This window comes from Pseudomonas sp. Leaf59 (genome assembly GCF_920984685.1).
GTDB lineage: Bacteria > Pseudomonadota > Gammaproteobacteria > Pseudomonadales > Pseudomonadaceae > Aquipseudomonas.
This window is the reverse complement of the sequence record NZ_CAKLBR010000009.1, coordinates 141568-163378: the sequence shown is the minus strand read 5'-3', so window position 1 is coordinate 163378 and position 21811 is coordinate 141568. Positions and strand designations below refer to the sequence as shown.

Annotated in this window: 20 protein-coding genes; 8 read left to right on the top strand and 12 right to left on the bottom strand. The window is 60.3% G+C overall.

Features of this window, described 5'->3' with window-relative positions; translation table 11 throughout:
• Positions 1-180 precede the first annotated feature (180 nt).
• Together LUB09_RS12480 and hutC are read right to left on the bottom strand one after the other, a co-directional pair.
• Positions 181-741 (bottom strand): HutD/Ves family protein, encoded by a 561-nt coding sequence (locus tag LUB09_RS12480; protein WP_209987488.1) that lies wholly within the window; start codon positions 739-741, stop codon positions 181-183.
• Positions 738-1448 carry a histidine utilization repressor gene (gene hutC, locus LUB09_RS12475; RefSeq protein WP_323571403.1) on the bottom strand — a complete coding sequence of 237 codons (711 nt, stop codon included), beginning with the start codon at positions 1446-1448 and terminating at the stop codon, positions 738-740. The genes LUB09_RS12480 and hutC overlap by 4 nt, the downstream gene beginning before the upstream one ends.
• A 147-nt stretch (positions 1449-1595) precedes the next feature.
• Here hutC and LUB09_RS12470 point away from each other — a divergent pair, with 147 nt between their 5' ends.
• Positions 1596-2960 (top strand): formimidoylglutamate deiminase, encoded by a 1365-nt coding sequence (locus LUB09_RS12470; RefSeq protein ID WP_231422702.1) that lies wholly within the window; start codon positions 1596-1598, stop codon positions 2958-2960.
• A 116-nt stretch (positions 2961-3076) separates the two neighbouring features.
• Here the strand turns inward: LUB09_RS12470 and LUB09_RS12465 are convergent, their stop codons facing one another.
• From LUB09_RS12465 to LUB09_RS12450, 4 genes are all read right to left on the bottom strand, one after another.
• Entirely contained in the window at positions 3077-3646 is a 570-nt protein-coding gene (locus tag LUB09_RS12465) for a lipocalin family protein (RefSeq protein WP_209987474.1), read from the bottom strand.
• Positions 3647-3676: 30 nt separating this feature from the next.
• Entirely contained in the window at positions 3677-3931 is a 255-nt protein-coding gene (locus LUB09_RS12460) for a hypothetical protein (protein WP_209987470.1), read from the bottom strand.
• Positions 3932-4108: 177 nt separating this feature from the next.
• Positions 4109-5119 (bottom strand): class 1 fructose-bisphosphatase, encoded by a 1011-nt coding sequence (locus LUB09_RS12455; protein ID WP_209987467.1) that lies wholly within the window; start codon positions 5117-5119, stop codon positions 4109-4111.
• 162 nt (positions 5120-5281) lie between these two features.
• Complete coding sequence (locus LUB09_RS12450; RefSeq protein ID WP_209987464.1) at positions 5282-7732, bottom strand: glycogen/starch/alpha-glucan phosphorylase; 2451 nt, start codon at positions 7730-7732, stop codon at positions 5282-5284.
• Between the two features lie 238 nt (positions 7733-7970).
• Here LUB09_RS12450 and LUB09_RS12445 point away from each other — a divergent pair, with 238 nt between their 5' ends.
• Positions 7971-8405, top strand: coding sequence for a YkgJ family cysteine cluster protein (locus LUB09_RS12445; RefSeq protein WP_024072902.1), 435 nt, complete (start codon positions 7971-7973; stop codon positions 8403-8405).
• 192 nt (positions 8406-8597) lie between these two features.
• On the opposite strand, the gene typA is transcribed toward LUB09_RS12445, so the two are convergent.
• Both typA and thiI read right to left on the bottom strand, forming a co-directional pair.
• Positions 8598-10418: a translational GTPase TypA gene (gene typA / locus LUB09_RS12440; RefSeq protein ID WP_057008554.1), complete on the bottom strand. Its 1821-nt coding sequence runs from the start codon at positions 10416-10418 to the stop codon at positions 8598-8600.
• A gap of 139 nt (positions 10419-10557) precedes the next feature.
• Positions 10558-12012 (bottom strand): tRNA uracil 4-sulfurtransferase ThiI, encoded by a 1455-nt coding sequence (gene thiI, locus LUB09_RS12435; RefSeq protein ID WP_209987462.1) that lies wholly within the window; start codon positions 12010-12012, stop codon positions 10558-10560.
• Between the two features lie 334 nt (positions 12013-12346).
• Here thiI and glnA point away from each other — a divergent pair, with 334 nt between their 5' ends.
• From glnA to ntrC, 4 genes are all read left to right on the top strand, one after another.
• Positions 12347-13753: a type I glutamate--ammonia ligase gene (gene glnA / locus LUB09_RS12430; RefSeq protein ID WP_057008556.1), complete on the top strand. Its 1407-nt coding sequence runs from the start codon at positions 12347-12349 to the stop codon at positions 13751-13753.
• A 178-nt stretch (positions 13754-13931) separates the two neighbouring features.
• Entirely contained in the window at positions 13932-14468 is a 537-nt protein-coding gene (locus LUB09_RS12425) for a chorismate mutase (RefSeq protein WP_209987459.1), read from the top strand.
• Positions 14469-14789: 321 nt separating this feature from the next.
• On the top strand, positions 14790-15875 hold the full coding sequence (gene glnL, locus LUB09_RS12420) for a nitrogen regulation protein NR(II) (protein ID WP_003237475.1): 1086 nt from the start codon (positions 14790-14792) through the stop codon (positions 15873-15875).
• The gene (ntrC, locus tag LUB09_RS12415) at positions 15872-17308 is read left to right on the top strand and encodes a nitrogen regulation protein NR(I) (protein ID WP_057008558.1); all 1437 of its coding nucleotides are present in this window, start codon (positions 15872-15874) and stop codon (positions 17306-17308) included. Before glnL ends, ntrC begins: the two co-directional genes overlap by 4 nt.
• A 446-nt stretch (positions 17309-17754) precedes the next feature.
• Here the strand turns inward: ntrC and LUB09_RS12410 are convergent, their stop codons facing one another.
• Positions 17755-18195: a hypothetical protein gene (locus LUB09_RS12410; protein ID WP_209987455.1), complete on the bottom strand. Its 441-nt coding sequence runs from the start codon at positions 18193-18195 to the stop codon at positions 17755-17757.
• Here LUB09_RS12410 and LUB09_RS12405 point away from each other — a divergent pair.
• The gene (locus LUB09_RS12405) at positions 18194-18649 is read left to right on the top strand and encodes a tRNA (cytidine(34)-2'-O)-methyltransferase (protein WP_209987451.1); all 456 of its coding nucleotides are present in this window, start codon (positions 18194-18196) and stop codon (positions 18647-18649) included. The two genes, LUB09_RS12410 and LUB09_RS12405, sit on opposite strands and share 2 nt — an antisense overlap.
• Positions 18650-18767: 118 nt before the next feature.
• On the opposite strand, the gene secB is transcribed toward LUB09_RS12405, so the two are convergent.
• The 3 genes from secB to LUB09_RS12390 are packed head-to-tail and all read right to left on the bottom strand — an operon-like array spanning position 18768 to position 19952.
• Complete coding sequence (secB, locus tag LUB09_RS12400) at positions 18768-19247, bottom strand: protein-export chaperone SecB (protein ID WP_057008561.1); 480 nt, start codon at positions 19245-19247, stop codon at positions 18768-18770.
• 38 nt (positions 19248-19285) lie between these two features.
• A complete protein-coding gene (grxC, locus tag LUB09_RS12395) occupies positions 19286-19537 on the bottom strand; it encodes a glutaredoxin 3 (protein ID WP_209987449.1) in 252 nt (83 codons plus the stop codon).
• Between the two features lies 1 nt (position 19538).
• Positions 19539-19952, bottom strand: a complete 414-nt coding sequence (locus LUB09_RS12390) for a rhodanese-like domain-containing protein (protein WP_003237494.1) — start codon at positions 19950-19952, stop codon at positions 19539-19541.
• Between the two features lie 151 nt (positions 19953-20103).
• Here LUB09_RS12390 and gpmI point away from each other — a divergent pair, with 151 nt between their 5' ends.
• Positions 20104-21630 carry a 2,3-bisphosphoglycerate-independent phosphoglycerate mutase gene (gene gpmI, locus LUB09_RS12385; protein WP_209987448.1) on the top strand — a complete coding sequence of 509 codons (1527 nt, stop codon included), beginning with the start codon at positions 20104-20106 and terminating at the stop codon, positions 21628-21630.
• Positions 21631-21811 lie beyond the last annotated feature (181 nt).

Sequence of the window (21811 nt, the reverse complement as noted above, 5' to 3'; positions counted from 1 at the left end):
TACACGGGAGCCTTGAGAATTAAGGCTTTGGGGGCTTTGTGAAATTTCCTGGGTGGGTGTTTTCAACGAGGGCGAAACACTGGAGTTGCATCACGCTGGGGCATTCGGTAACAAATTGGTGCACCGTTTTGTAAACACCGCCGAGAAATGTGGGAGGGAGCAAGCCCCCTCCCACATTTTTTAACCGCGCGCGGTCAGTTCGATAATGCAGCTACGGCCTGCCACGGAAATATCCAGCAAGCCGGTATTACCCTCCACTTGCAGGCAATCGTGATGGCCCAACTTCTGGTCCAGCACCTTCACTTCATCCGCCACGCTGAACACCAGCACCGTCTGCGCGGTGCTGAAAAAGCGCTGCACGCCGTCCACCCATTGCAAACGCGCGTGGTAACGCTGGGGCGAATAGATCAGGTTGAAATCGCGAATAGGCCCGGTGATCAGCCGGCAGGACACCTGACTGTCGCCACTGAAGGCGAAGGGTTGCAGCGGCAAGAGGCCGCGCTGCTCCTCGCCGTCCACGGTCAGCACCATGCCTGCGCCCTTGATCACGGTGATCACGCGCTGGTAGCCGGCGAAGGTGGAGAAACCGCCCGATTCGGCAATATCGGCAATCGACAGACGCCAGCCAAACCCCTCCAGGCCTTCGCCTGCATCACGGGTGATTTCTTCGGTGCTGCCGCCGCCATTTTTCCAGGGCATGCGCACATAGTCGGTGGCGCGCCACACGCTGACTTCACTCATTTGCTGAAACGCCCTTCGAGGCTGTGCCGGGAACCGGGGTGGATCAAGCGTGCGGCGGTTACCGGCTGACGGCCCGACCAGGTGCGCCGGCGAATCAACAGGCAGGGTTCGCTCGGCTCGATCTGCAGCAGTTTGCATTCGGCGGCGTCAGCGAGAATCGCTTCGACCACGTGCTCGCCTTCGGTGAGCGGCGCCACCTGGTTGAGGTACGCGTAGGGGGTTTGCTGGGTGAAGTCCTGCTGCAGGTAGTCGGGCGCGACTGCGGCGTTGACGAAGCGGTCTTCGATCTGCACGGGGATATCGTTTTCGTAGTGCACGATCAGCGAGTGGAACACCCGCCCGCCTTCACGCATTTCCAGCGCAACGGCGCGCTCGGAACCGGCAGCCTCTTCGCACAGGTGGATGACCTGGCAGGTATGACGATGGCCGCGCGAGGCAATCTCATCGGCAATGTTGTGCACTTCGAACAGTGCCGACTGGCTCTTGGGTTCAGCGACGAATGTGCCCACGCCCTGCATGCGCACCAGCAACCCTTCGGCGGTGAGTTCGCGCAGGGCGCGGTTGATGGTCATGCGGCTGAAGCCCAACTGGCTGACCAGTTCGCTTTCCGACGGCACGCGGTAATGGGGCGGCCAGTTGCCGTTGAGAATCTGCTGGCTGATCATCTGTTTGACGCGGGCATACAAGGGCGCCGGACTTTCGTCCATGTGGGCAGCCAGCGAAGACTTGGCAGGCGGAGTCGGCACAGGGAATCCTTGCAGGGAAAAAAGAAGCATAGATTGCCGGAGTTTACCGAGCAGGCAAACATCTGTATATGTATATACAAATAAACACACGACCGGAGTCTTCTGATCATGTCCGCATTCTTTGCCGAACGCGCGCTGCTGCCTGATGGATGGGCCAACGATGTACGCCTTGAGGTGGGCGTCGACGGACTGCTGACTCGGGTCGAGGCCAATGCCGACGCAGACGGCGCCGAGCGGCTCAGAGGCCCGCTGTTGGCCGGCATGCCGAACCTGCATTCCCATGCCTTCCAGCGCGCCATGGCCGGCCTGGCGGAAGTGGCGGGCAACCCGAATGACAGTTTCTGGACCTGGCGCGAGCTGATGTACCGCATGGTCGGCAAGATCAGCCCGGACCAGTTGCAGGTGATCGCGCGCCAGCTGTACATCGAAATGCTCAAGGCCGGCTACACCTCGGTGGCCGAGTTTCATTACGTGCATCACGATGTCAGCGGCCAGCCTTACGCCGACCGCGCCGAGCTGTCGCGGCAGATCAGCCAGGCGGCCGCCCACAGCGGTATCGGCCTGACGCTGGTGCCGGTGCTCTACACCCACTCGGGGTTTGGTGGCCAGGCGCCGAACGAAGGCCAGCGGCGGTTTATCAACAGCACCGACAGTTACCTTGACCTGCAGGCCCGCTTGCGACCGATGCTGGCGGCACAACCGGCGCAGCAGCTGGGGCTGTGTTTCCACTCGCTGCGCGCGGTCACCCCGCAGCAGATCCACGACGTGCTGGCAGCCGGCGACAAGGCGTGCCCCGTGCATATCCACATCGCCGAGCAGCAGAAAGAAGTCGACGATTGCCTGGCCTGGAGCGGCAAGCGCCCCCTGCAATGGCTGTATGACAACGTTGAGGTCGATGAGCGCTGGTGCCTGGTGCACGCCACCCATGCCGATGCGGACGAAGTCGCGCGCATGGCCAGAAGCCGTGCGATTGCAGGGTTGTGTCTGACCACTGAGGCGAATCTGGGTGACGGGATTTTCCCGGCGGTGGATTTTCTCGCCCAGGGTGGGCGCATGGGCATCGGCTCCGACAGCCATGTGTCGCTGAGCGTGGTGGAGGAATTGCGCTGGCTGGAATATGGCCAGCGGTTGCGGGATCAGCGGCGCAATCGTCTGTATCGCTCCGATCAGCCGATGGTCGGCCGCACGCTGTTTGATGCGGCGCTGGACGGTGGGGCCCAGGCGCTGGGGCAACCGGTGGGTCGATTGGAAGTGGGCAAGCGGGCGGACTGGATCGTGCTTGACGGTAATGATCCGTACCTGGCCACGGCGAGCGGAGATGGGATTCTCAATCGCTGGCTGTTCGCCGGAGGAGATCGGCAGGTGCGTGATGTGCTGGTGAACGGCAAATGGGTGGTGCGCGAGGGGCATCATGCCGACGAAGAGGAAAGCGCGAGGGCCTTCACGCAGGTGTTGAGGACTCTACTCGGATAAAAAATGTGGGAGGGGGCTTGCTCCCGATTGCGGCATGTCAGTCATGAATATAGCGACTGATGCACGGCTATCGGAAACAAGTTTCCTCCCACATTCGGTTCAGGGCGTTGTCGAGGTTATTGCGAGGTCTTGGCCATCTGCTTGTCCGAGGTGCGGAAGATCAGGCGCGTGGTGTCATAGCCCTGTTGCCGCGCCCTGCTGAGCAGGTCTTCACGAGTTTCAGCGCTCACCGTTGGTGTACGCGACAGAATCCACATGTAGCGACGGCTGGGGCTGCCCACGATGGCGGTCTTATAGTCATCGCTGACGTACAACACCCAGTAGTCGCCCTTGGCAACGCCCGGCAGCAGCGCAGTAAACCAGTTATTGAATTCCACCCAGAGCTTGTCGGTCTTGCCCGGCACTTGCGGTGTGGCGGTGCCCTTGGCTTCTTCCCACTTCCACTCGGTGGTCAGGCAGCGATTGAACACCGACATGTCGCCATCCGGCAGCAGGTTGTAGCGGGCTTCCGACTGCGCGCAGTTGCGCTGGAAGTACATCGGCAATCGAGCCAACTCGTACCAGGTGCCCTGGTAACGTTTGAGGTTGACGTTGCTCGCGGTCTTGGGTTGCAGATCATCGCCAGAATGGCTGGCGCAGCCTGCCAAAAACAGGCTGGCGCAAAGGAACAAAACAAAACGCATCATTCTTCTTCTCCCGCAGGCTTGCGCCCCGGTTTACTTCAGGCCTTGCCCGGAAAACAACACAACCTTGTCACCGGCATATTGAACGCTGATAAAACTGTTTTTATCGCCCCAGGTGCAGCTGGACATGCCCAGTGCGCCGGAACAGTCAGTCGGCGTGCCCAGCAACGACTCCACCTCAGCCTTGGGCATCCCGGCCGACAACTTTGCGTAATTCTCTTGATTGACCTTGCTGCAAGCGGCCAGCAGCACGCAAAAAGTCAGCAAGGCGAGACGACGTAACGACATGGATAAACTCCTGGAAGGGCGAAGCAGCGTGGGTATCTGCCAGAACCTTAGAAGGGAAAAGGGGGGTCTGGTTCCCGACGCGCAAAAACAAAAAAAGCCCCGAAAACGCTGAAACGTTTCGGGGCTTCTTCAACGGTGATCCGCCTCACAACACGGCGGATTGTTTATCGCACGCGCTTACTTCTTGTGATACGACGTCACGCGCTCAACTTCTTCCTTCGAACCCAGGAACACCGCCACACGCTGGTGCAGGCCTTCAGGCTGGATGTCGAGGATGCGCTGGTGACCGTCGGTGGACGCGCCGCCAGCCTGCTCAACCAGGAACGACATCGGGTTGGCTTCGTACATCAGGCGCAACTTGCCCGGTTTGGAAGGCTCGCGGCTGTCGCGTGGGTACATGAACAAGCCACCACGGGTGAGGATACGGTGCACGTCGGCCACCATCGCAGCCACCCAGCGCATGTTGAAGTTTTTCTTCAGCGGGCCTTCTTCGCCAGCCATCAGCTCGCCAACATAGCGGGTCACCGGCTCTTCCCAGTGACGCTGGTTGGACATGTTGATCGCAAACTCCTGGGTGGACGCAGGAATGGTGATGTCTTCGTGGGTGAGTACGAAGCTGCCCATTTCGCGGTCCAGGGTGAAGCCTTTTACGCCGTCGCCCAGGGTCAGCACCAGCATGGTCTGCGGGCCGTAGATCGCGTAGCCGGCAGCCACCTGCTCGGTGCCTGGCTGCAGAAAGGCCTTTTCGTTCAGCGCTTCGTTCTGGCTCAGGTATTCGTTGGGGCAACGCAGTACCGAGAAGATGGTGCCGACCGGTGCGTTGATGTCGATGTTGGACGAGCCGTCCAATGGGTCGAATACCAGCAGATAGGCGCCCTTCGGGTATTTGCCCGGAATCTGGTAGGCATTGTCCATTTCCTCGGACGCCATGCCGGCCAGGTGACCGCCCCATTCGTTGGCTTCGAGCAGGATCTCGTTGGAGATCACGTCGAGCTTCTTCTGCACTTCGCCCTGCACGTTTTCAGTGCCCATGCTGCCCAGGACACCCCCCAATGCGCCTTTGGACACGGCGTGGCTGATTTCCTTGCAGGCACGCGCCACCACTTCGATAAGGAAGCGCAGATCGGCAGGCGTGTTATTGCTGCGGGTCTGCTCGATCAAATAGCGACTCAAGGTAACGCGGGACATGTAAGGCTCCGGACAATGGGGGGCTGAAAACCCGCGCAGTTTAGCGCGAGTCGGGGCTTAAATCCTCTCATCAGAGGATTTAAGCGCAATAGAGTTCATGGTCTGGCAACAGATCCAATGCGGGAGGGAGCAAGCCCCCTCCCGCACTGTGCATTGCAGCGTTTAGTCGAGCGCTTTCCAGATTTCGGTGGCGTACTCGCGGATCGTGCGGTCCGAGCTGAACCAGCCCATGCGCGCGGTGTTGAGCACCGCCGAACGCCACCACGCCTTGGAGTCGTGCCAATGCGCTTCGACCCGTGCCTGGGCGTCCCAGTAGGAATCGAAGTCGGCGCACACCAGGAAGCGGTCGTAGTCGATCAGCCCGTCGATCAGGCCCACGTAGCGGCCCGGATCATCCGGCGAGAACACCCCGCCGCGGATGGCCTGCAGCACGTCGTTGAGACGATGGGACGCAGCAATGTCCGGCCCGGCGCTGAATTCACCGGCGTGCTTGCGGGCTTCCACCTGCTGCGCGCTGAGGCCGAAGATGAACATGTGCTCGGCGCCGACCTGCTCGTGCATCTCCACATTCGCGCCATCCATGGTGCCGATGGTGAGCGCACCGTTGAGGCCGAACTTCATGTTGCTGGTGCCCGAGGCCTCGAAGCCGGCGGTGGAAATCTGCTCCGACAAGTCCGCCGCCGGGATGATGCTTTCTGCCAGGCTCACATTGTAGTTGGGCAGGAACACCACCTTGAGCAGACCACGTACGGTCGGGTCGTTGTTCACGGTGCGCGCGATGTCGTTGGTCAGCTTGATGATCAGCTTGGCCTGGTGATAGCTCGCCGCCGCCTTGCCCGCGAAGATCTTCACCCGCGGCACCCAGTCGGTGCCCGGCTCGGCACGGATCGCCTGGTACAGCGCCACGGTGTGCAGCAGGTTCAGCAGTTGGCGCTTGTACTCGTGGATACGCTTGACCTGTACGTCGAACATCGCCGCCGGGTTGACCGAAATGCCCAGGCGCTCATGGATGATCTCGGCCAGCGCACGCTTGCTGTGCAGGCGCTGGTCGGCGAAGGCTTTGCGGAAGGCCTGTTTCTCGGCGAAGGTTTCAAGCTCCGTCAGGCGGGTTTCCATGGTGTCGAGAATGTCCGGCCCCAGCGCTTCCACCAGCATCTGCGTGAGCTTGGGGTTGGCCTGGTACAGCCAGCGGCGGAAGGTAATGCCGTTGGTTTTGTTGTTGATGCGTTCCGGGTAGAGCTTGTGCAGTTCGGAGAACACGGTGCTGCGCATCAACTGGGTGTGCAGGCCGGATACGCCGTTGACGCTGTGGGAACCGAGGAACGCCAGGTTGCCCATGCGCACGCGGCGGCCGTTGTCTTCTTCGATCAGCGAAACGGCGCGCAGCACGTCGAAATCGTGGATGCCTTTGGCGCGCAGCGAGTCGATGTGCTGGGCATTGATCAGGTAGATGATCTGCATGTGCCGGGGCAACATGCGCTCCATCAAGCCGACCGGCCAGGTTTCCAGGGCTTCAGGCAGCAGGGTGTGGTTGGTGTAGGACAGCGTTTCGACGGTCACGTCCCACGCGGCTTCCCAGGGAATGTCGTGCAGGTCCACCAGTTGACGCATCAGTTCGGCCACGGCGATGGACGGGTGAGTGTCGTTGAGCTGGATCGCGGCGTGTTCGCCCAGGCTCAGTACCGAGCCGTGCATGTTCTTGTGGCGGCGCAGCAGATCCTGCAACGAAGCGGAGACGAAGAAGTACTCCTGGCGCAGGCGCAGTTCCTGCCCGGCTTCGGTGCTGTCGGCCGGGTAAAGCACGCGGGAAATACTTTCGGCGCGGGCCACTTCGGCGACGGCGCCCAGGTGGTCACCGGCGTTGAAGCGCTCCAGGTGCAAGTCCTCAACGGCGCGCGCACGCCACAGGCGCAGGGTATTGACGCTGGCACCGCGCCAGCCGACCACCGGCGTGTCGTAGGCAACCGCGCGCACGGTTTCGCCGGGCGTCCACACCTGGATCATCTTGCCGGACGCATCCGGCAGGGTTTCGACGCTGCCGCCAAAACCAATCGGGTAAATCACTTCGGCGCGTTCGAATTCCCATGGGTTGCCGAAATCCAGCCAGCGTTCGGTCTGCTCCTGTTGCCAGCCATCGACAATCGCCTGGCGGAACAAGCCGTGCTCGTAGCGGATGCCGTAACCATGCCCGGCGATGCCGAGGGTGGACATGCTTTCCATGAAGCACGCGGCCAGACGCCCCAGGCCACCGTTGCCGAGCGCCGCATCGGGCTCCAGCAGACGAATGCGCTCAAGGTCGACGCCCAGCTCAGCCAGTGCGTCGCGCGCGATCTCCAGCACGCCCAGATTGCTCAAGCTGTCGTAGAGCAAGCGGCCAATAAGAAATTCCAGCGAGAGGTAATACACCCGCTTCTGGCCTTTGCGGTAAATACGCCGCGTGTGGTCCATCCAGTGGTCGACCATCTGGTCGCGGGCGGCCAGGGCAATGGCTTCGAACCAGTCGTGGTCGAAGGCGTGATCCGGGTCCTTGCCCACCGCGTAAGTGAGTTTGGTCAAGACGGCATCGCGAAATGCGGCTACCTCTGCTTCTCGTGCAAGTGGTTCCTGAGACATCAATTGCGACCTCGGGCGAGATAGAAGGAGTTGCTAGAGCCTAGACCGTCTGACAGACGGTAGCGGCTGCGGTTCGTCAGTTTTTTAACTCATTAACGGTTTGGTGAATTTGATGCAGGCGCCGTGCCCGCTTTTGGCTCAGGCGTGCCTTTTGGCTGAAATCCGCAAAATATTGTTCAAAAAACCACCAATCCCGGTATGATCGCGCGCCCTGCTACCGCCCCACCCTGGAACCCTGATGAAGCCTCAACTGATCGCCGCCGCGGAACTCGACCGTCTGGAAACCTGGCAGAAATATTCCGCCCACATGTGCGGCGGCTGCGTGTCCAGCTGCTGCACGCTGCCGGTCGAGGTGAAGATCAAGGACCTGATCCGCATTGGCATCGTCGACGAATTCGAGCGCGGTGACCCGCCGAAGAACATCGCCAAGCGGTTGCAGAAGGAAGGCATCGTGGAGCGCTACAACAACAAATCCGAGATCTTTACCCTGCAGCGCATGAGCAACAACGATTGCCTGTACCTGGATCGTAAGACGCGCTTCTGCACTATTTATGACAAGCGCCCGGATACCTGCCGCAACCACCCGAAAATCGGCCCGCGGCCGGGGTACTGCGCGTACAAGCCGAAGGAAGTGGTGCGCGAGACCAAGTTCAAGACCCTCGATAAGTTCTGATTCGGGTTTTGTGGGGCTGTTGAGGGCCCTATCGGGGGCAAGCCCCCTCCCACATTTTGATCTGTGAACACATTCAAAGGTGGGAAGAGGCTTGCCCCCGATGAGGCCAGTACGGCCACCACCAAAACTGCAGGCATAAAAAAACGCCCCCGGCCTTTCGACCGGGGGCGTTTTTATTCAGCCTGAGTTAACTCAGTTCTTGGATTTCTTGGCAGCGCGGGTACGCTCGCCTTCGTCCAGGATCTTTTTACGCAGGCGGATCGACTTAGGCGTCACTTCGCACAGCTCGTCGTCCTGGATGAATTCCAGGGCCTGTTCCAGGGTGAAGCGAACAGGTGGGACCAGAGCGATGGTTTCGTCTTTGCCCGAAGCACGCATGTTGTCGAGCTTCTTGCCTTTGGTTGGGTTGACGCCCATGTCGTTGTCACGGCTGTTCAGACCAACGATCTGACCGTTGTAGATCTCTTGACCGTGTTCAACGAACAGCTTGCCACGCGCCTGGAGGGTTTCCAGGGAGTAGGTCAGCGCCTTGCCGGTTTCTACCGATACCAGAACACCGTTCTGACGACCGGACATGTCGCCGGACTTCATGGTGTCGTAGCGATCGAAGATCGAGGTCAGGATGCCAGCGCCGTTGGTCAGGGTCAGGAACTGGTTACGGAAACCGATCAGACCACGAGCAGGGATGTTGTATTCCAGACGTACACGGCCTTTGCCATCCGGCACCATGTTGGTCAGGTCGCCCTTACGCAGGCCCATCTCTTCCATGACCTTGCCCTGGGATTCTTCAGGGGTGTCGATGGTGACGTTTTCGAACGGTTCCTGCTTCACGCCGTCAACCTGACGGATGATCACTTCCGGACGACCAACACCCATTTCGAAGCCTTCGCGACGCATGGTTTCGATCAGTACCGAGAGGTGCAGCTCACCACGGCCGGAGACTTTGAACTTGTCAGCCGAGTCGCCTTCTTCAACGCGCAGTGCAACGTTGTACAGCAGCTCTTTGTCCAGACGCTCCTTGATGTTACGGGAGGTCACGAACTTGCCTTCCTTGCCGCAGAACGGCGAGTCGTTCACCTGGAAGGTCATCGAAACGGTTGGCTCGTCAACGGTCAGAGGCTTCATCGCCTCGACAGTGTCCGGCTGGCACAGGGTGTCGGAGATGAACAGCGAGTCCATGCCGCTGACGCACACGATGTCGCCGGCAAATGCTTCTTCAACGTCGATGCGGTGCAGACCGTGGTGGCCCATCAGCTTCAGGATACGACCATTACGCTTCTTGCCGTCGGCGCCGATAGCCACAACCGGGGTGTTCGGCTTGACGCTGCCACGGGCAATACGGCCAACGCCGATAACACCCAGGAAGCTGTTGTAGTCCAGTGCCGAGATTTGCATCTGGAACGGACCTTCACGGTCAACTTTCGGCGGCGGTACGTTGTCGACGATCGACTGGTACAGCGGGGTCATGTCTTCAGCCATGTCGGTGTGGTCAAGACCAGCAATACCGTTCAGGGCCGAGGCGTAGATCACCTGGAAATCGAGCTGTTCTTCGGTGGCGCCCAGGTTGTCGAACAGGTCGAAGATCTGGTCCAGAACCCAGTCCGGACGCGCGCCTGGACGGTCAACCTTGTTGATGCACACGATCGGACGCAGGCCGGCTTCGAACGCCTTCTTGGTCACGAAACGGGTTTGCGGCATAGGGCCGTCTTGAGCGTCAACCAGCAGCAGCACGGAGTCGACCATCGACATTACGCGTTCTACTTCGCCGCCGAAGTCGGCGTGGCCCGGGGTGTCCACGATGTTGATGTGGTAGCCGTTCCAGTTGATTGCGGTGTTTTTCGCCAGGATGGTAATACCGCGCTCTTTTTCCTGGTCGTTGGAGTCCATCACGCGCTCGTCGTTGAGCTCGTTGCGCTCCAGGGTGCCGGATTGACGCAGGAGTTTGTCTACCAGGGTGGTTTTACCGTGGTCAACGTGAGCAATGATGGCGATGTTACGTAGATTTTCGATCACTTGTGTATCTCGATCAGAGGATTCGGTGTGCTGACAGGTCGTGGCAGCGATTAACAGTAGAGTCAGGCCTTGCCGTTACAGCTTGACGGCAGAGTCGGGGGGCCGGTGACGCAGGCCACAGGCAAACAGCCCCGGGCTCTTAGCTCGGTCGATAAACGCGCACATTGGCATGCCCCTCACTGAGCAAATGGTGGGCATGCAGGCGACTCATCACGCCTTTGTCGCAATACAGCAGGTACTGACGGCTGTTATCCAGTTCCTTGAAACGCGCGTTCAATGCATAGAACGGCAGCGTTTGTACGTCGATGCCGGCGATTTCCAGCGGCTCATCCTCGGCGGCATCCGGGTGACGGATATCGACGACGATCTGACCGGCCAGGGCTTCGCTGACTTCTTCGATCTGCACATCCTGGCCCAACTCGTCGATCACGCGATCGATCGGGACCAGTTTGGCGTTCTCGAGCGCACGCTCCAGAACCGCCATATCAAACTGTTGTTCTTCATACTCCACGCGGTTGCGCTTGGCGTGGGTCTTGGGGTTCACCGAGATGACCCCGCAGTATTCCGGCATATGCTTGGCGAAATCGGCGGTGCCGATTTCTTCGGCCAGGTCGATGATGTCCTGCTTGTGGCTGGCGATCAGCGGGCGCAACACCAGCTTCTCGGTCACGCAGTCGATCAGCGACAGGTTGGGCAGCGTCTGGCTGGCCACCTGGGAGATCGCTTCGCCGGTCACCAGCGCGTCGATCTGCAACTGATCGGCAATGCGGGACGCAGCGCGCAACATCATACGCTTCAAAACCACGCCCATATGACTGTTATCGACTTTAGCGAGAATTTCGCCCAGCACTTCCTCAAACGGCACGCTCACAAACAGCACGCGCTGGGAGCTGCCGTACTTCTTCCAGATAAAGTGCGCGACTTCCATCACGCCCAATTCGTGTGCACGCCCGCCCAGGTTAAAGAAGCAGAAGTGGCTCATCAGGCCGCGGCGCATGATCTGGTAGGCCGCCACCGTGGAGTCGAAACCACCGGACATGAGCACCAGGGTCTGTTCCAGGGCGCCCAGCGGGTAGCCGCCGATGCTGTTGTGCTGGCTGTGGATCACAAACAACCGTTGGTCGCGAATCTCCATGCGCACTTCAATTTGCGGCGCTTTGAGGGAGATTCCGGCCGCGCCGCACTCGCGACGCAGCTTGCTGCCGACGTATTTCTCCACATCCATGGAGCTGAACGGATGTTTGCCGGCGCGCTTGCAGCGTACCGAAAAAATCCTGCCTTCCAGCTCATCGCCAAAGTGCAGTTTGCACTTCTCGGTGATGTCATCGAAGTCGCCCAGCGGGTACTCGTCCACCTGCAGGAAATGCGCGATGCCCGGCATGCAGCTCAGGCGCTCGGTCATGTCCTTCAGGGCTTTGGCGTCGGTCAGGCGGGTTTCCAGCTCGAGGTTGTCCCACACACCGTTGACCACCACAGCCGGGTCCAGATCGCGGAGCACGGCACGGATGTTCTTGGCCAACTGACGGATGAAACGCATCCGTACCGGTCGGCTCTTGATGGTGATTTCAGGGAAGACTTTTACGATTAATTTCATGGAAACAGCGCGTGCCGGGCCTGCTGAAAAAGGGGGGCGCGGATTATAGCGGAAATCGCTCAAGGTTTAACCAGTTAATATGCACCGCACTTGCCACGCACTAAATGCGTGCATTTTCATCGGGCAACGCTACATTGCAGTGCGCATCTTTTTGCCATTTGTCGTTATGCACCTTTATAGGGTCGCATTTGGAGCACAAAACCCATGTTGGCGCACTGGCATGCAATTTGCTCTCTTGTGAGGCAGGTTGCCATGGCGGACTATCCGCGCCGGCATCACCCACATTCTAAGGGCTAACTCCACTACCCCAGCCCGAAGCCACCCGGAGGACACCATGTCGAAGTCGGTTCAACTCATCAAAGATCATGACGTTAAATGGATTGATCTGCGCTTCACGGACACAAAAGGCACTCAGCACCACGTGACCATGCCGGCTCGCGACGCGCTGGATGATGCTTTCTTCGAAGAAGGCAAAATGTTCGACGGTTCCTCCATTGCTGGCTGGAAAGGCATCGAAGCTTCCGACATGATCCTGATGCCGGACGACAGCACTGCCGTCCTCGACCCGTTCACCGAAGAGCCTACCCTGATCCTGGTATGCGACGTGATCGAGCCTTCGACCATGCAAGGCTACGACCGCGACCCACGTGCGATCGCCAAGCGTGCCGAGGAATACCTGAAGTCGACCGGTATCGGTGACACCGTATTCGTGGGCCCGGAGCCAGAGTTCTTCATCTTCGACCAAGTGAAGTTCAAGTCCGACATCTCCGGCTCCATGTTCAAAATCTACTCCGAGCAAGGCTCCTGGATGTCCGACCAGGACGTGGAAGGCGGCAACCATGGCCACCGTCCAGGCATCAAAGGCGGCTACTTCCCGGTGCCACCGTTCGACCACGACCACGAAATCCGTACCTCCATGTGCAACGCCATGGAAGACATGGGCCTGGTCATCGAAGTGCATCACCACGAAGTGGCCACTGCCGGCCAGAACGAAATCGGTGTGAAGTTCAACACCCTGGTAGCCAAGGCTGACGAAGTTCAGACCCTGAAATACTGCGTACACAACACCGCCGTTGCCTACGGCCGTACCGCGACCTTCATGCCAAAGCCTCTGTACGGCGATAACGGTTCGGGCATGCACGTTCACCTGTCCATCGCCAAAGATGGCAAGAACACCTTCGCCGGCGAAGGCTATGCCGGCCTGTCCGATACCGCCCTGTACTTCATCGGCGGCATCATCAAGCACGGCAAGGCCCTGAACGGCTTCACCAACCCGTCGACCAACTCCTACAAGCGTCTGGTCCCAGGTTTCGAAGCGCCGGTGATGCTGGCCTACTCGGCCCGTAACCGTTCGGCCTCGATCCGTATTCCTTACGTGTCCAGCCCGCGCGCTCGCCGTATCGAAGCACGTTTCCCGGATCCGGCAGCCAACCCGTACCTGGCCTTCGCTGCGCTGGTCATGGCTGGCCTGGACGGCATCCAGAACAAGATCCACCCTGGCGACGCCGCCGACAAAAACCTGTACGACCTGCCGCCTGAAGAGGCCAAGGAAATCCCGCAAGTGTGCGGCAGCCTGAAAGAGGCCCTGGAAGAGCTGGACAAGGGCCGTTCGTTCCTGACCAAAGGCGGCGTGTTCAGCGACGACTTCATCGATGCCTACATCGAGCTCAAGAGCGCTGAAGAAATCAAGGTGCGCACCTTCGTACACCCACTGGAATACGAGCTGTACTACAGCTGCTGATCCGGTAGCGCCGCCTAAGGCGGCGTGATGAAAAAAGACCTCCTTCGGAGGTCTTTTTTTTGCCTGAGCATGAAGAATGCGGGACGGGGCATACCCCGATGGCAGAGTGTCAGGCAATACCTGTATAACCTGACCCACCGCCATCGGGAGCAGGCCCCCTCCCACAAGGAGATCACCTTTGAAAGTACGTTTTTTGTTTGCCTTGATGTTTGCCAGCGCCACCGCCAGTGCCGCGCCGCCCACCCTTGAGCCGCTGCTCAACAGCATCGCCGAGCGTCTGGAGATCGCCGACCAGGTGGCCCTGAGCAAGTGGGACAGCCACAAGCCTGTGGAAGACAGGAAGCGCGAGCAGGAAGTGATCGCCAGCGTTGTCGCCCAGGCACCGAGCTACAAGCTCGACCCTGCCGCCGCCGAGCAGTTCTTCTCGGCACAGATCGAAGCGAACAAACTGGTGCAGTACACCCACTTGTCCGACTGGCAGTTCCAGGGCAAGGCGCCCGACGATCCGCGCCCTGACCTGGTCAAGCAAATCCGCCCGCAATTGGATGAGCTGCAAAAGAGCCTGCTCAAGCAACTGGCTGATTTCACCCCTCAGCGCACGGATCCGCAGTGCCCGCAATGGCTGGCCGAAGCCGTGCATGAACCGCTCAACGACCCGCTGCGCCAGTTGGCGATGATCCGCGCCACGGCCGAGTTGTGCATCTACAAAGGCTAGGCCTGTAAACCGATTAAAAATGTGGGAGGGGGCTTGCCCCTCCCACATTGGACTGTATGCATTCAGGACCCTCTCTGACACCTTCCTGAACAACCTTCACAAAATCGCACTATATTAGTGCGACAGTTTGCACCCTACCCATTCGCCGACCCCATTTTGGTTCGAAACTTCCCGTTCAAGCTGGCAGAACGCCACAGTTTCGCGCCTGAACCCCCTATTTCAGGGCCTGCGCGCTTCTTTTCGGAGCCTTGGTTTGGTTTTTGCATTTTCCTTGTATCAGCGTGTGCCTCAAGCCTGCGCCTTGCTCCAAAAGAGGTCCTGATGACCATCAGCGATGCACTGCACCGTTTGTTACTCGACAACCTGACCACCGCGACCATCCTGCTCAATGCCGACTTGCGCCTTGAGTACATGAACCCCGCGGCGGAGATGCTCCTGGCCATCAGCGGCCAGCGCAGCCATGGGCAGTTCATCAGCGAATTGTTCACCGAGTCCGCCGAAGCCCTGAGCTCGTTGCGCCAGGCGGTCGAGCAGGCACACCCGTTTACCAAGCGCGAAGCGATGCTCACCGCCCTCACCGGCCAGACGCTGACCGTCGACTACGCCGTAACCCCCATCCTGAGCAACGGCGCCACTCTGCTGCTGCTGGAAGTGCACCCGCGTGATCGCTTGCTGCGCATCACCAAGGAAGAAGCCCAACTGTCCAAGCAGGAAACCAGCAAGATGCTGGTGCGCGGCCTGGCCCATGAGATCAAGAACCCCCTCGGCGGTATTCGCGGCGCAGCGCAGTTGCTCGCGCGCGAGCTGCCCGAGGAGCATCTCAAGGACTACACCAACGTCATCATTGAAGAGGCCGACCGCCTGCGCAATCTGGTGGACCGCATGCTCGGTTCCAACAAGCTGCCGTCCCTGGCGATGACCAACGTGCACGAAGTGCTCGAACGCGTCTGCCAACTGGTCGAGGCCGAAAGCCAGGGCTGCATCACGCTGGTGCGCGACTACGACCCGAGCATTCCCGACGTATTGATCGACCGCGAACAGATGATCCAGGCGGTACTCAATATCGTGCGCAATGCCATGCAGGCCATCAGCAGCCAGAACGAGTTGCGCCTGGGCCGCATCAGCCTGCGCACCCGCGCGTTGCGCCAGTTCACCATTGGCCACATACGCCATCGCCTGGTCACCAAGGTCGAGATCATCGACAACGGCCCGGGCATTCCTGCGGACCTGCAGGACACCATTTTCTTTCCCATGGTCAGCGGCCGTCCGGACGGTACCGGACTGGGCCTGGCCATTACCCAGAACATCATCAGCCAGCATCAGGGCCTGATCGAATGTGAGAGCCATCCCGGCCACACCACGTTCTCGATCTTTCTGCCACTGGAACAAGGAGCCCCATCGACATGAGCCGTAGTGAAACTGTCTGGATCGTCGATGACGACCGTTCTATCCGCTGGGTCCTGGAGAAAGCCCTGCAACAGGAAGGCATGACCACCCAGAGCTTCGACAGCGCCGACGGCGTCATGAGCCGCCTGGCGCGTCAGCAGCCCGACGTGATCATCTCCGACATCCGCATGCCCGGCGCCAGTGGCCTGGACCTGCTGGCGCGGATTCGTGAGCAGCACCCGCGCCTGCCGGTGATCATCATGACCGCGCATTCGGACCTGGACAGCGCTGTCGCCTCCTATCAGGGCGGGGCTTTTGAATACCTGCCCAAGCCGTTCGACGTGGACGAGGCGGTGGCGCTGGTCAAACGCGCCAACCAGCACGCCCAGGAACAGCAGAATCAGGAAGCGCCACCGGCCCTGACCCGCACCCCGGAAATCATCGGCGAAGCGCCAGCGATGCAGGAAGTGTTTCGCGCCATCGGCCGCTTGAGCCATTCCAACATCACCGTGCTGATCAACGGCGAGTCGGGCACCGGCAAGGAACTGGTGGCCCACGCCCTGCACCGTCACAGCCCACGAGCAGCGTCGCCGTTCATTGCATTGAACATGGCCGCCATTCCCAAGGACCTGATGGAATCCGAACTGTTCGGCCACGAGAAAGGCGCGTTCACCGGCGCGGCCAACTTGCGTCGCGGACGCTTCGAACAGGCTGACGGCGGTACGCTGTTCCTCGATGAGATCGGCGACATGCCGGCCGATACCCAGACCCGCCTGCTGCGCGTACTGGCGGACGGCGAGTTCTACCGGGTTGGCGGACACACGCCGGTCAAGGTGGATGTGCGCATCATCGCTGCGACCCACCAGAACCTGGAAACCCTGGTGCATGCGGGCAAATTCCGTGAGGACTTGTTCCACCGCCTCAATGTGATCCGCATCCATATTCCGCGCATGTCGGACCGTCGCGAAGACATCCCCACCCTCGCGCGCCACTTCCTCAGCCGCGCTGCCCTTGAGCTGGCGGTTGAGCCGAAGTTGCTGAAAACCGAGACCGAGGAATACCTCAAGAACCTGCCGTGGCCGGGCAACGTGCGCCAGCTGGAAAACACCTGCCGCTGGATCACGGTGATGGCGTCCGGGCGCGAAGTGCATATCAGCGACCTGCCGCCGGAACTGCTGAGCCTGCCGCAGGATTCGGCCCCGGTGACCAACTGGGAACAGGCCCTGCGCCAATGGGCCGACCAGGCGCTGGCACGCGGCCAGTCGAACCTGTTGGACAGTGCAGTGCCGGCGTTCGAGCGGATCATGATCGAAACCGCGCTCAAGCATACGGCTGGGCGTCGTCGCGACGCGGCGGTGTTGCTGGGTTGGGGACGCAATACCCTGACGCGCAAGATCAAGGAACTGGGCATGAAGGTGGACGGTGGAGACGACGACGAGGGCGATGACGCCTGATACTTTTCAGCATCCATCACCGTTCAAGTGTGGGAGGGGGCTTGCTCCCGATGGCAGTGTTTCTGTCAGCTTATCTTTAGCTGACACACCGCAATCGGGAGCAAGCCCCCTCCCACATTTGGATCTGCATACACATTCGGAACGTGCACCGCTTCAATGCACCATGAACCGGCATCGGGCATGAACACCGCGCCCAAAAACCAGACCCATTGAAAAAAGTTTAAAGCTGAAAACACCAAAGCCCCGTATTCCGGGGCTTTGCGCTTTATGGCAAACGTTTTTAGCAAACCATGCAAACTCTGGCACGCGCCCTGCAGTAACCCTTGTACAACCCAGTTTCGGGGACCTTGGTACAGGCAGGCCGAGAATCCCCTCTTTAACACCGAAGCCTCTGGCTTCACCCCGTTTTGGGAGCCCTGGTACAGGCAGGCCGGGAACTCCCTCTTTTATTGCTCCTGGAGATGGACCTCCAACCGCCAGCGGTCGTCGAACGACTCGCCCTTCCACTCCCCGCGCAACGGCCGAGCTGACACAAGGTTCAGCAGCAGGCCACCATCGGTCTTGCGCACGCGCCAGTTCACCAGACTTTCATTGACCTGCAATTGCCCTCCGGCAGACTTGCCCTGCGCGCCGAACAGCAGTGCCACGGTGCCGTCGATGTGTTCGCCATGCAGCTTGGGTTCGCGGTTGAACCACACCACGACGCCATCAGCGACAGTCTCCACCCGCAGCAGCTCCACCGGGTCCGGAATGGTCAGGCGACCAATCATCAACCCCACCATCAAGCCGACAATGGCCAAAGAGCCGATCACACGCGGCAATAGCTTCGGCCTCGGATCGTCTTCAGGGGTAGAATGCAGCGCATCTTTGCCTTCGGAGCCGTGCATGTTTCACGTCATCCTTTTTCAACCAGAAATTCCGCCGAATACCGGCAACGTTATCAGGCTGTGCGCCAACAGTGGCTGCCACCTGCATTTGATCGAGCCTCTGGGCTTCGACATGGACGACAAGCGCCTGCGCCGCGCCGGGCTGGACTACCACGAGTACGCCACGCTCAAGCGCCATGCCGACCTTGCCAGTTGCCTGGAAAGCCTGGGCCACCCCCGGCTGTTCGCGTTCACCACCAAGGGTTCGCGGCCCTTCCATGATGCCAGTTTTGCCGACGGCGACGCGTTCCTGTTCGGCCCGGAAAGCCGTGGCCTGCCGGCCGAGGTGCTCGACGCGCTGCCCGAGGGTCATCGACTGCGCCTGCCGATGCGCGAGGGCTGCCGCAGCCTGAACCTGTCCAACACCGTAGCCGTCGCCGTGTACGAAGGCTGGCGCCAACTCGGTTTCAAATAACACACATAACAAATGTGGGAGGGGGCTTGCCCCCGATAGCGGTGGATCAGCCAGCTTATCTGTAGCTGACCCACTGCAATCGGAGGCAAGCCCCCTCCCACATTTTTACAGCATCGACTTATTGAACGGTCGACGTGCCTTCCTGTTGCATGCGCTGCAGCTCTTGCGCGTACAGCGCATCGAAGTTCACCGGAGCCAGCATCAGCGCCGGGAACGAGCCACGGGTAACCAGGCTGTCCAGGGTCTCACGGGCATACGGGAACAGGATGTTCGGGCAGAACGCGCCCAGGGTGTGGCTCATGGACGCTTCGTCCAGGCCCTGGATCAGGAAGATACCGGCCTGTTGCACTTCGGCGATGAAGGCCACTTCTTCACCGTTCTTGACGGTAACCGACAGGGTCAGCACGACTTCATGGAAGTCACCTTCCAGCGCCTTTTGACGGGTGTTCAGGTCCAGCGCAACGCTTGGGGTCCATTCCTGACGGAAGATGGCCGGGCTTTTCGGCGCTTCGAACGACAGGTCACGCACGTAGATGCGCTGCAGCGAAAATTGTGGGCCTTGGGCTTCTGCTGCTTCGGTGTTCTGTTGGTCAGTCATCGCAGGTCCTTGATCTTGGGGCTGTTAGGGGTTGGGAGTCAGGCGAGCAGCGCATCGAGCTTGCCGCCGCGCTCAAGGGCAAACAGGTCGTCGCAACCACCGATGTGCTTGGCGCCGATCCATATCTGCGGCACGGACGTGCGCCCCGCCTTCTGGGCCATTTCGGCGCGCACCTGGGGTTTGCCGTCGACCTTGATCTCTTCGAAGGCAACGCCCTTCTTCTCCAGCAAGGCCTTGGCCCGCATGCAGTAAGGGCACCAATCGCTGGAATACACGACAACCTGGCTCATATCACTTCACCAGCGGCAGGTTATCGGCCTTCCAGCTGCCGATACCGCCAGACAGCTTGGCGGCGGTGAAACCAAGCTTGAGCATTTCGCGAGCGTGGGTGCCGGCGTGCTGGCCCTGGGCATCGACCAGAATGATGGTCTTGGCCTTGTGCTTTTCCAGCTCGGGCAGGCGCGCGATCAGCTTGTCCTGAGGAATGTTCAGAGCACCGACGATGTGGCCGGCGGCGAAATCCTTGGCCGGGCGAATGTCCACCACGACGGCCTCGTCCTTGTTGACCAGCGAGGTCAGCTCCGACGTGCTCAAGCTGCGGCCACCACGGCTCATCTCGTGAGCGATCAGCAGCGCCAGCAGGATGACGAAAGCACCCACGAGCAGATAGTGGGCAGTGGCAAATGCAATCAGGTGATCAACCATCAAGGAGGTTCCAGGGCGTTAAAATGGCGGTAAGTATACACAGCCGTCAGGGGGGGCCAACCCCTGTAAAGCGGTGACTCAGTCTGAACTTCGCTTTAAACTGCCACTCACTTTTCAAACGCCTTCCTTTATTACCGCCGCGAGAGGATCTATGACTACCACGCCTAAACCTTTGGTCCTGATAATTCTCGATGGCTTCGGACACAGTGAAAGCCACCACGACAACGCGGTATACGCGGCGCGCAAGCCGGTGCTGGACCGCCTGACCGCCACTGTGCCCAACGGCCTGATCTCCGGATCGGGCATGGACGTGGGCCTGCCGGACGGCCAGATGGGCAACTCGGAAGTGGGCCACATGAACCTCGGCGCCGGACGAGTGGTATACCAGGACTTCACGCGCGTCACCAAAGCGATCCGCGACGGCGAGTTCTTCGAGAACCCGACCATCTGCGCAGCGGTCGATAAAGCAGTGGCCGCCGGCAAGGCCGTGCACTTCATGGGCCTGCTGTCCGACGGCGGCGTACACAGCCATCAGGACCACCTGGTCGCCATGGCCGAGCTTGCCTTCAAGCGCGGCGCCGAGAAGATCTACCTGCACGCCTTCCTCGATGGCCGCGACACTCCGCCAAAAAGCGCGCAATCGTCCATCGAACTGCTGGACGCCACCTTCGCCGCCCTGGGCAAGGGCCGCATTGCCAGCCTGGTCGGGCGCTACTTCGCCATGGACCGCGACAACCGCTGGGACCGCGTCGCCCAGGCCTACAACCTGATCGTCGACGGCCAGGCCGAATTCAATGCCGCCACCGCCCAGCAAGGTCTTGAAGCGGCCTATGCGCGTGGCGAGAGCGACGAGTTCGTCAAGGCCACCACCATCGGCGAGCCGGTGAAGGTCGAAGACGGCGACGCCGTGGTATTCATGAACTTCCGCGCCGACCGCGCCCGCGAGCTGAGCCGCGTGTTCGTCGAAGATGGCTTCAAGGAGTTCGAGCGCGCGCGCCAGCCCAAAGTCCAGTACGTGGGGCTGACCCAATACGCCGCCAGCATCCCGGCCCCCGCCGCCTTTGCCGCGAGCAGCCTGGACAACGTGCTGGGCGATTACCTGGCCAAAAATGGCAAGACCCAGCTGCGCATCGCCGAGACCGAGAAGTACGCCCACGTAACTTTCTTTTTCTCCGGTGGGCGTGAAGAACCATTCCCGGGCGAAGAACGCATCCTGATCCCATCGCCAAAAGTGGCCACCTACGACCTGCAGCCGGAAATGAGCGCGCCTGAGGTGACCGACAAAATCGTCGATGCCATCGAGCACCAGCGTTATGACGTGATCGTGGTCAACTATGCCAACGGCGACATGGTCGGCCACAGCGGCAACCTGCAAGCGGCGACCAAGGCCGTGGAATGCCTGGACCTGTGCGTGGGTCGCATTGTGGATGCGCTGGAAAAGGTCGGCGGCGAAGCCCTGATCACCGCCGACCACGGCAATTGCGAGCAGATGTCCGACGAATCCACCGGTCAAGCCCACACCGCCCACACCACCGAGCCGGTGCCGTTCATCTATGTGGGCAAGCGCGATTTCAAGGTGCGTCACGGCGGCGTACTGGCAGATGTGGCGCCGACCATGCTGATGCTGATGGGGATGGAGAAGCCGGTGGAGATGACCGGGACTTCGATCCTGGTTTGATCTAAAAAGCGCCGCGAAACAATGTGGGAGGGGGCTTGCCCCCGATAGCAGTGGCTCAGCCAGCCTATATTTAGCTGACACACCGCCATCGGGAGCAAGCCCCCTCCCACATTGGATCTCCAGTGTTTAGAAGATGTCCTATTGCCATACCGGCGCCACTCGGAACCTATCTTGCCTTCCA

What these genes read in the sequence shown, in the direction of transcription:
- LUB09_RS12445 (WP_024072902.1), top strand. Translation starts at nt 7,971, where the DNA reads ATGAAGCCTCAACTGATCGCCGCCGCGGAACTCGACCGTCTGGAAACC.
- glnL (WP_003237475.1), top strand. Translation starts at nt 14,790, where the DNA reads ATGACCATCAGCGATGCACTGCACCGTTTGTTACTCGACAACCTGACC.
- grxC (WP_209987449.1), bottom strand. Translation starts at nt 19,537, where the DNA reads ATGAGCCAGGTTGTCGTGTATTCCAGCGATTGGTGCCCTTACTGCATG.
- LUB09_RS12450 (WP_209987464.1), bottom strand. Translation starts at nt 7,732, where the DNA reads ATGTCTCAGGAACCACTTGCACGAGAAGCAGAGGTAGCCGCATTTCGC.
- LUB09_RS12410 (WP_209987455.1), bottom strand. Translation starts at nt 18,195, where the DNA reads ATGCACGGCTCCGAAGGCAAAGATGCGCTGCATTCTACCCCTGAAGAC.
- LUB09_RS12480 (WP_209987488.1), bottom strand. Translation starts at nt 741, where the DNA reads ATGAGTGAAGTCAGCGTGTGGCGCGCCACCGACTATGTGCGCATGCCC.
- glnA (WP_057008556.1), top strand. Translation starts at nt 12,347, where the DNA reads ATGTCGAAGTCGGTTCAACTCATCAAAGATCATGACGTTAAATGGATT.
- LUB09_RS12390 (WP_003237494.1), bottom strand. Translation starts at nt 19,952, where the DNA reads ATGGTTGATCACCTGATTGCATTTGCCACTGCCCACTATCTGCTCGTG.
- thiI (WP_209987462.1), bottom strand. Translation starts at nt 12,012, where the DNA reads ATGAAATTAATCGTAAAAGTCTTCCCTGAAATCACCATCAAGAGCCGA.
- LUB09_RS12470 (WP_231422702.1), top strand. Translation starts at nt 1,596, where the DNA reads ATGTCCGCATTCTTTGCCGAACGCGCGCTGCTGCCTGATGGATGGGCC.
- LUB09_RS12405 (WP_209987451.1), top strand. Translation starts at nt 18,194, where the DNA reads ATGTTTCACGTCATCCTTTTTCAACCAGAAATTCCGCCGAATACCGGC.
- ntrC (WP_057008558.1), top strand. Translation starts at nt 15,872, where the DNA reads ATGAGCCGTAGTGAAACTGTCTGGATCGTCGATGACGACCGTTCTATC.
- secB (WP_057008561.1), bottom strand. Translation starts at nt 19,247, where the DNA reads ATGACTGACCAACAGAACACCGAAGCAGCAGAAGCCCAAGGCCCACAA.
- hutC (WP_323571403.1), bottom strand. Translation starts at nt 1,448, where the DNA reads ATGGACGAAAGTCCGGCGCCCTTGTATGCCCGCGTCAAACAGATGATC.
- LUB09_RS12465 (WP_209987474.1), bottom strand. Translation starts at nt 3,646, where the DNA reads ATGATGCGTTTTGTTTTGTTCCTTTGCGCCAGCCTGTTTTTGGCAGGC.
- LUB09_RS12460 (WP_209987470.1), bottom strand. Translation starts at nt 3,931, where the DNA reads ATGTCGTTACGTCGTCTCGCCTTGCTGACTTTTTGCGTGCTGCTGGCC.
- LUB09_RS12455 (WP_209987467.1), bottom strand. Translation starts at nt 5,119, where the DNA reads ATGTCCCGCGTTACCTTGAGTCGCTATTTGATCGAGCAGACCCGCAGC.
- gpmI (WP_209987448.1), top strand. Translation starts at nt 20,104, where the DNA reads ATGACTACCACGCCTAAACCTTTGGTCCTGATAATTCTCGATGGCTTC.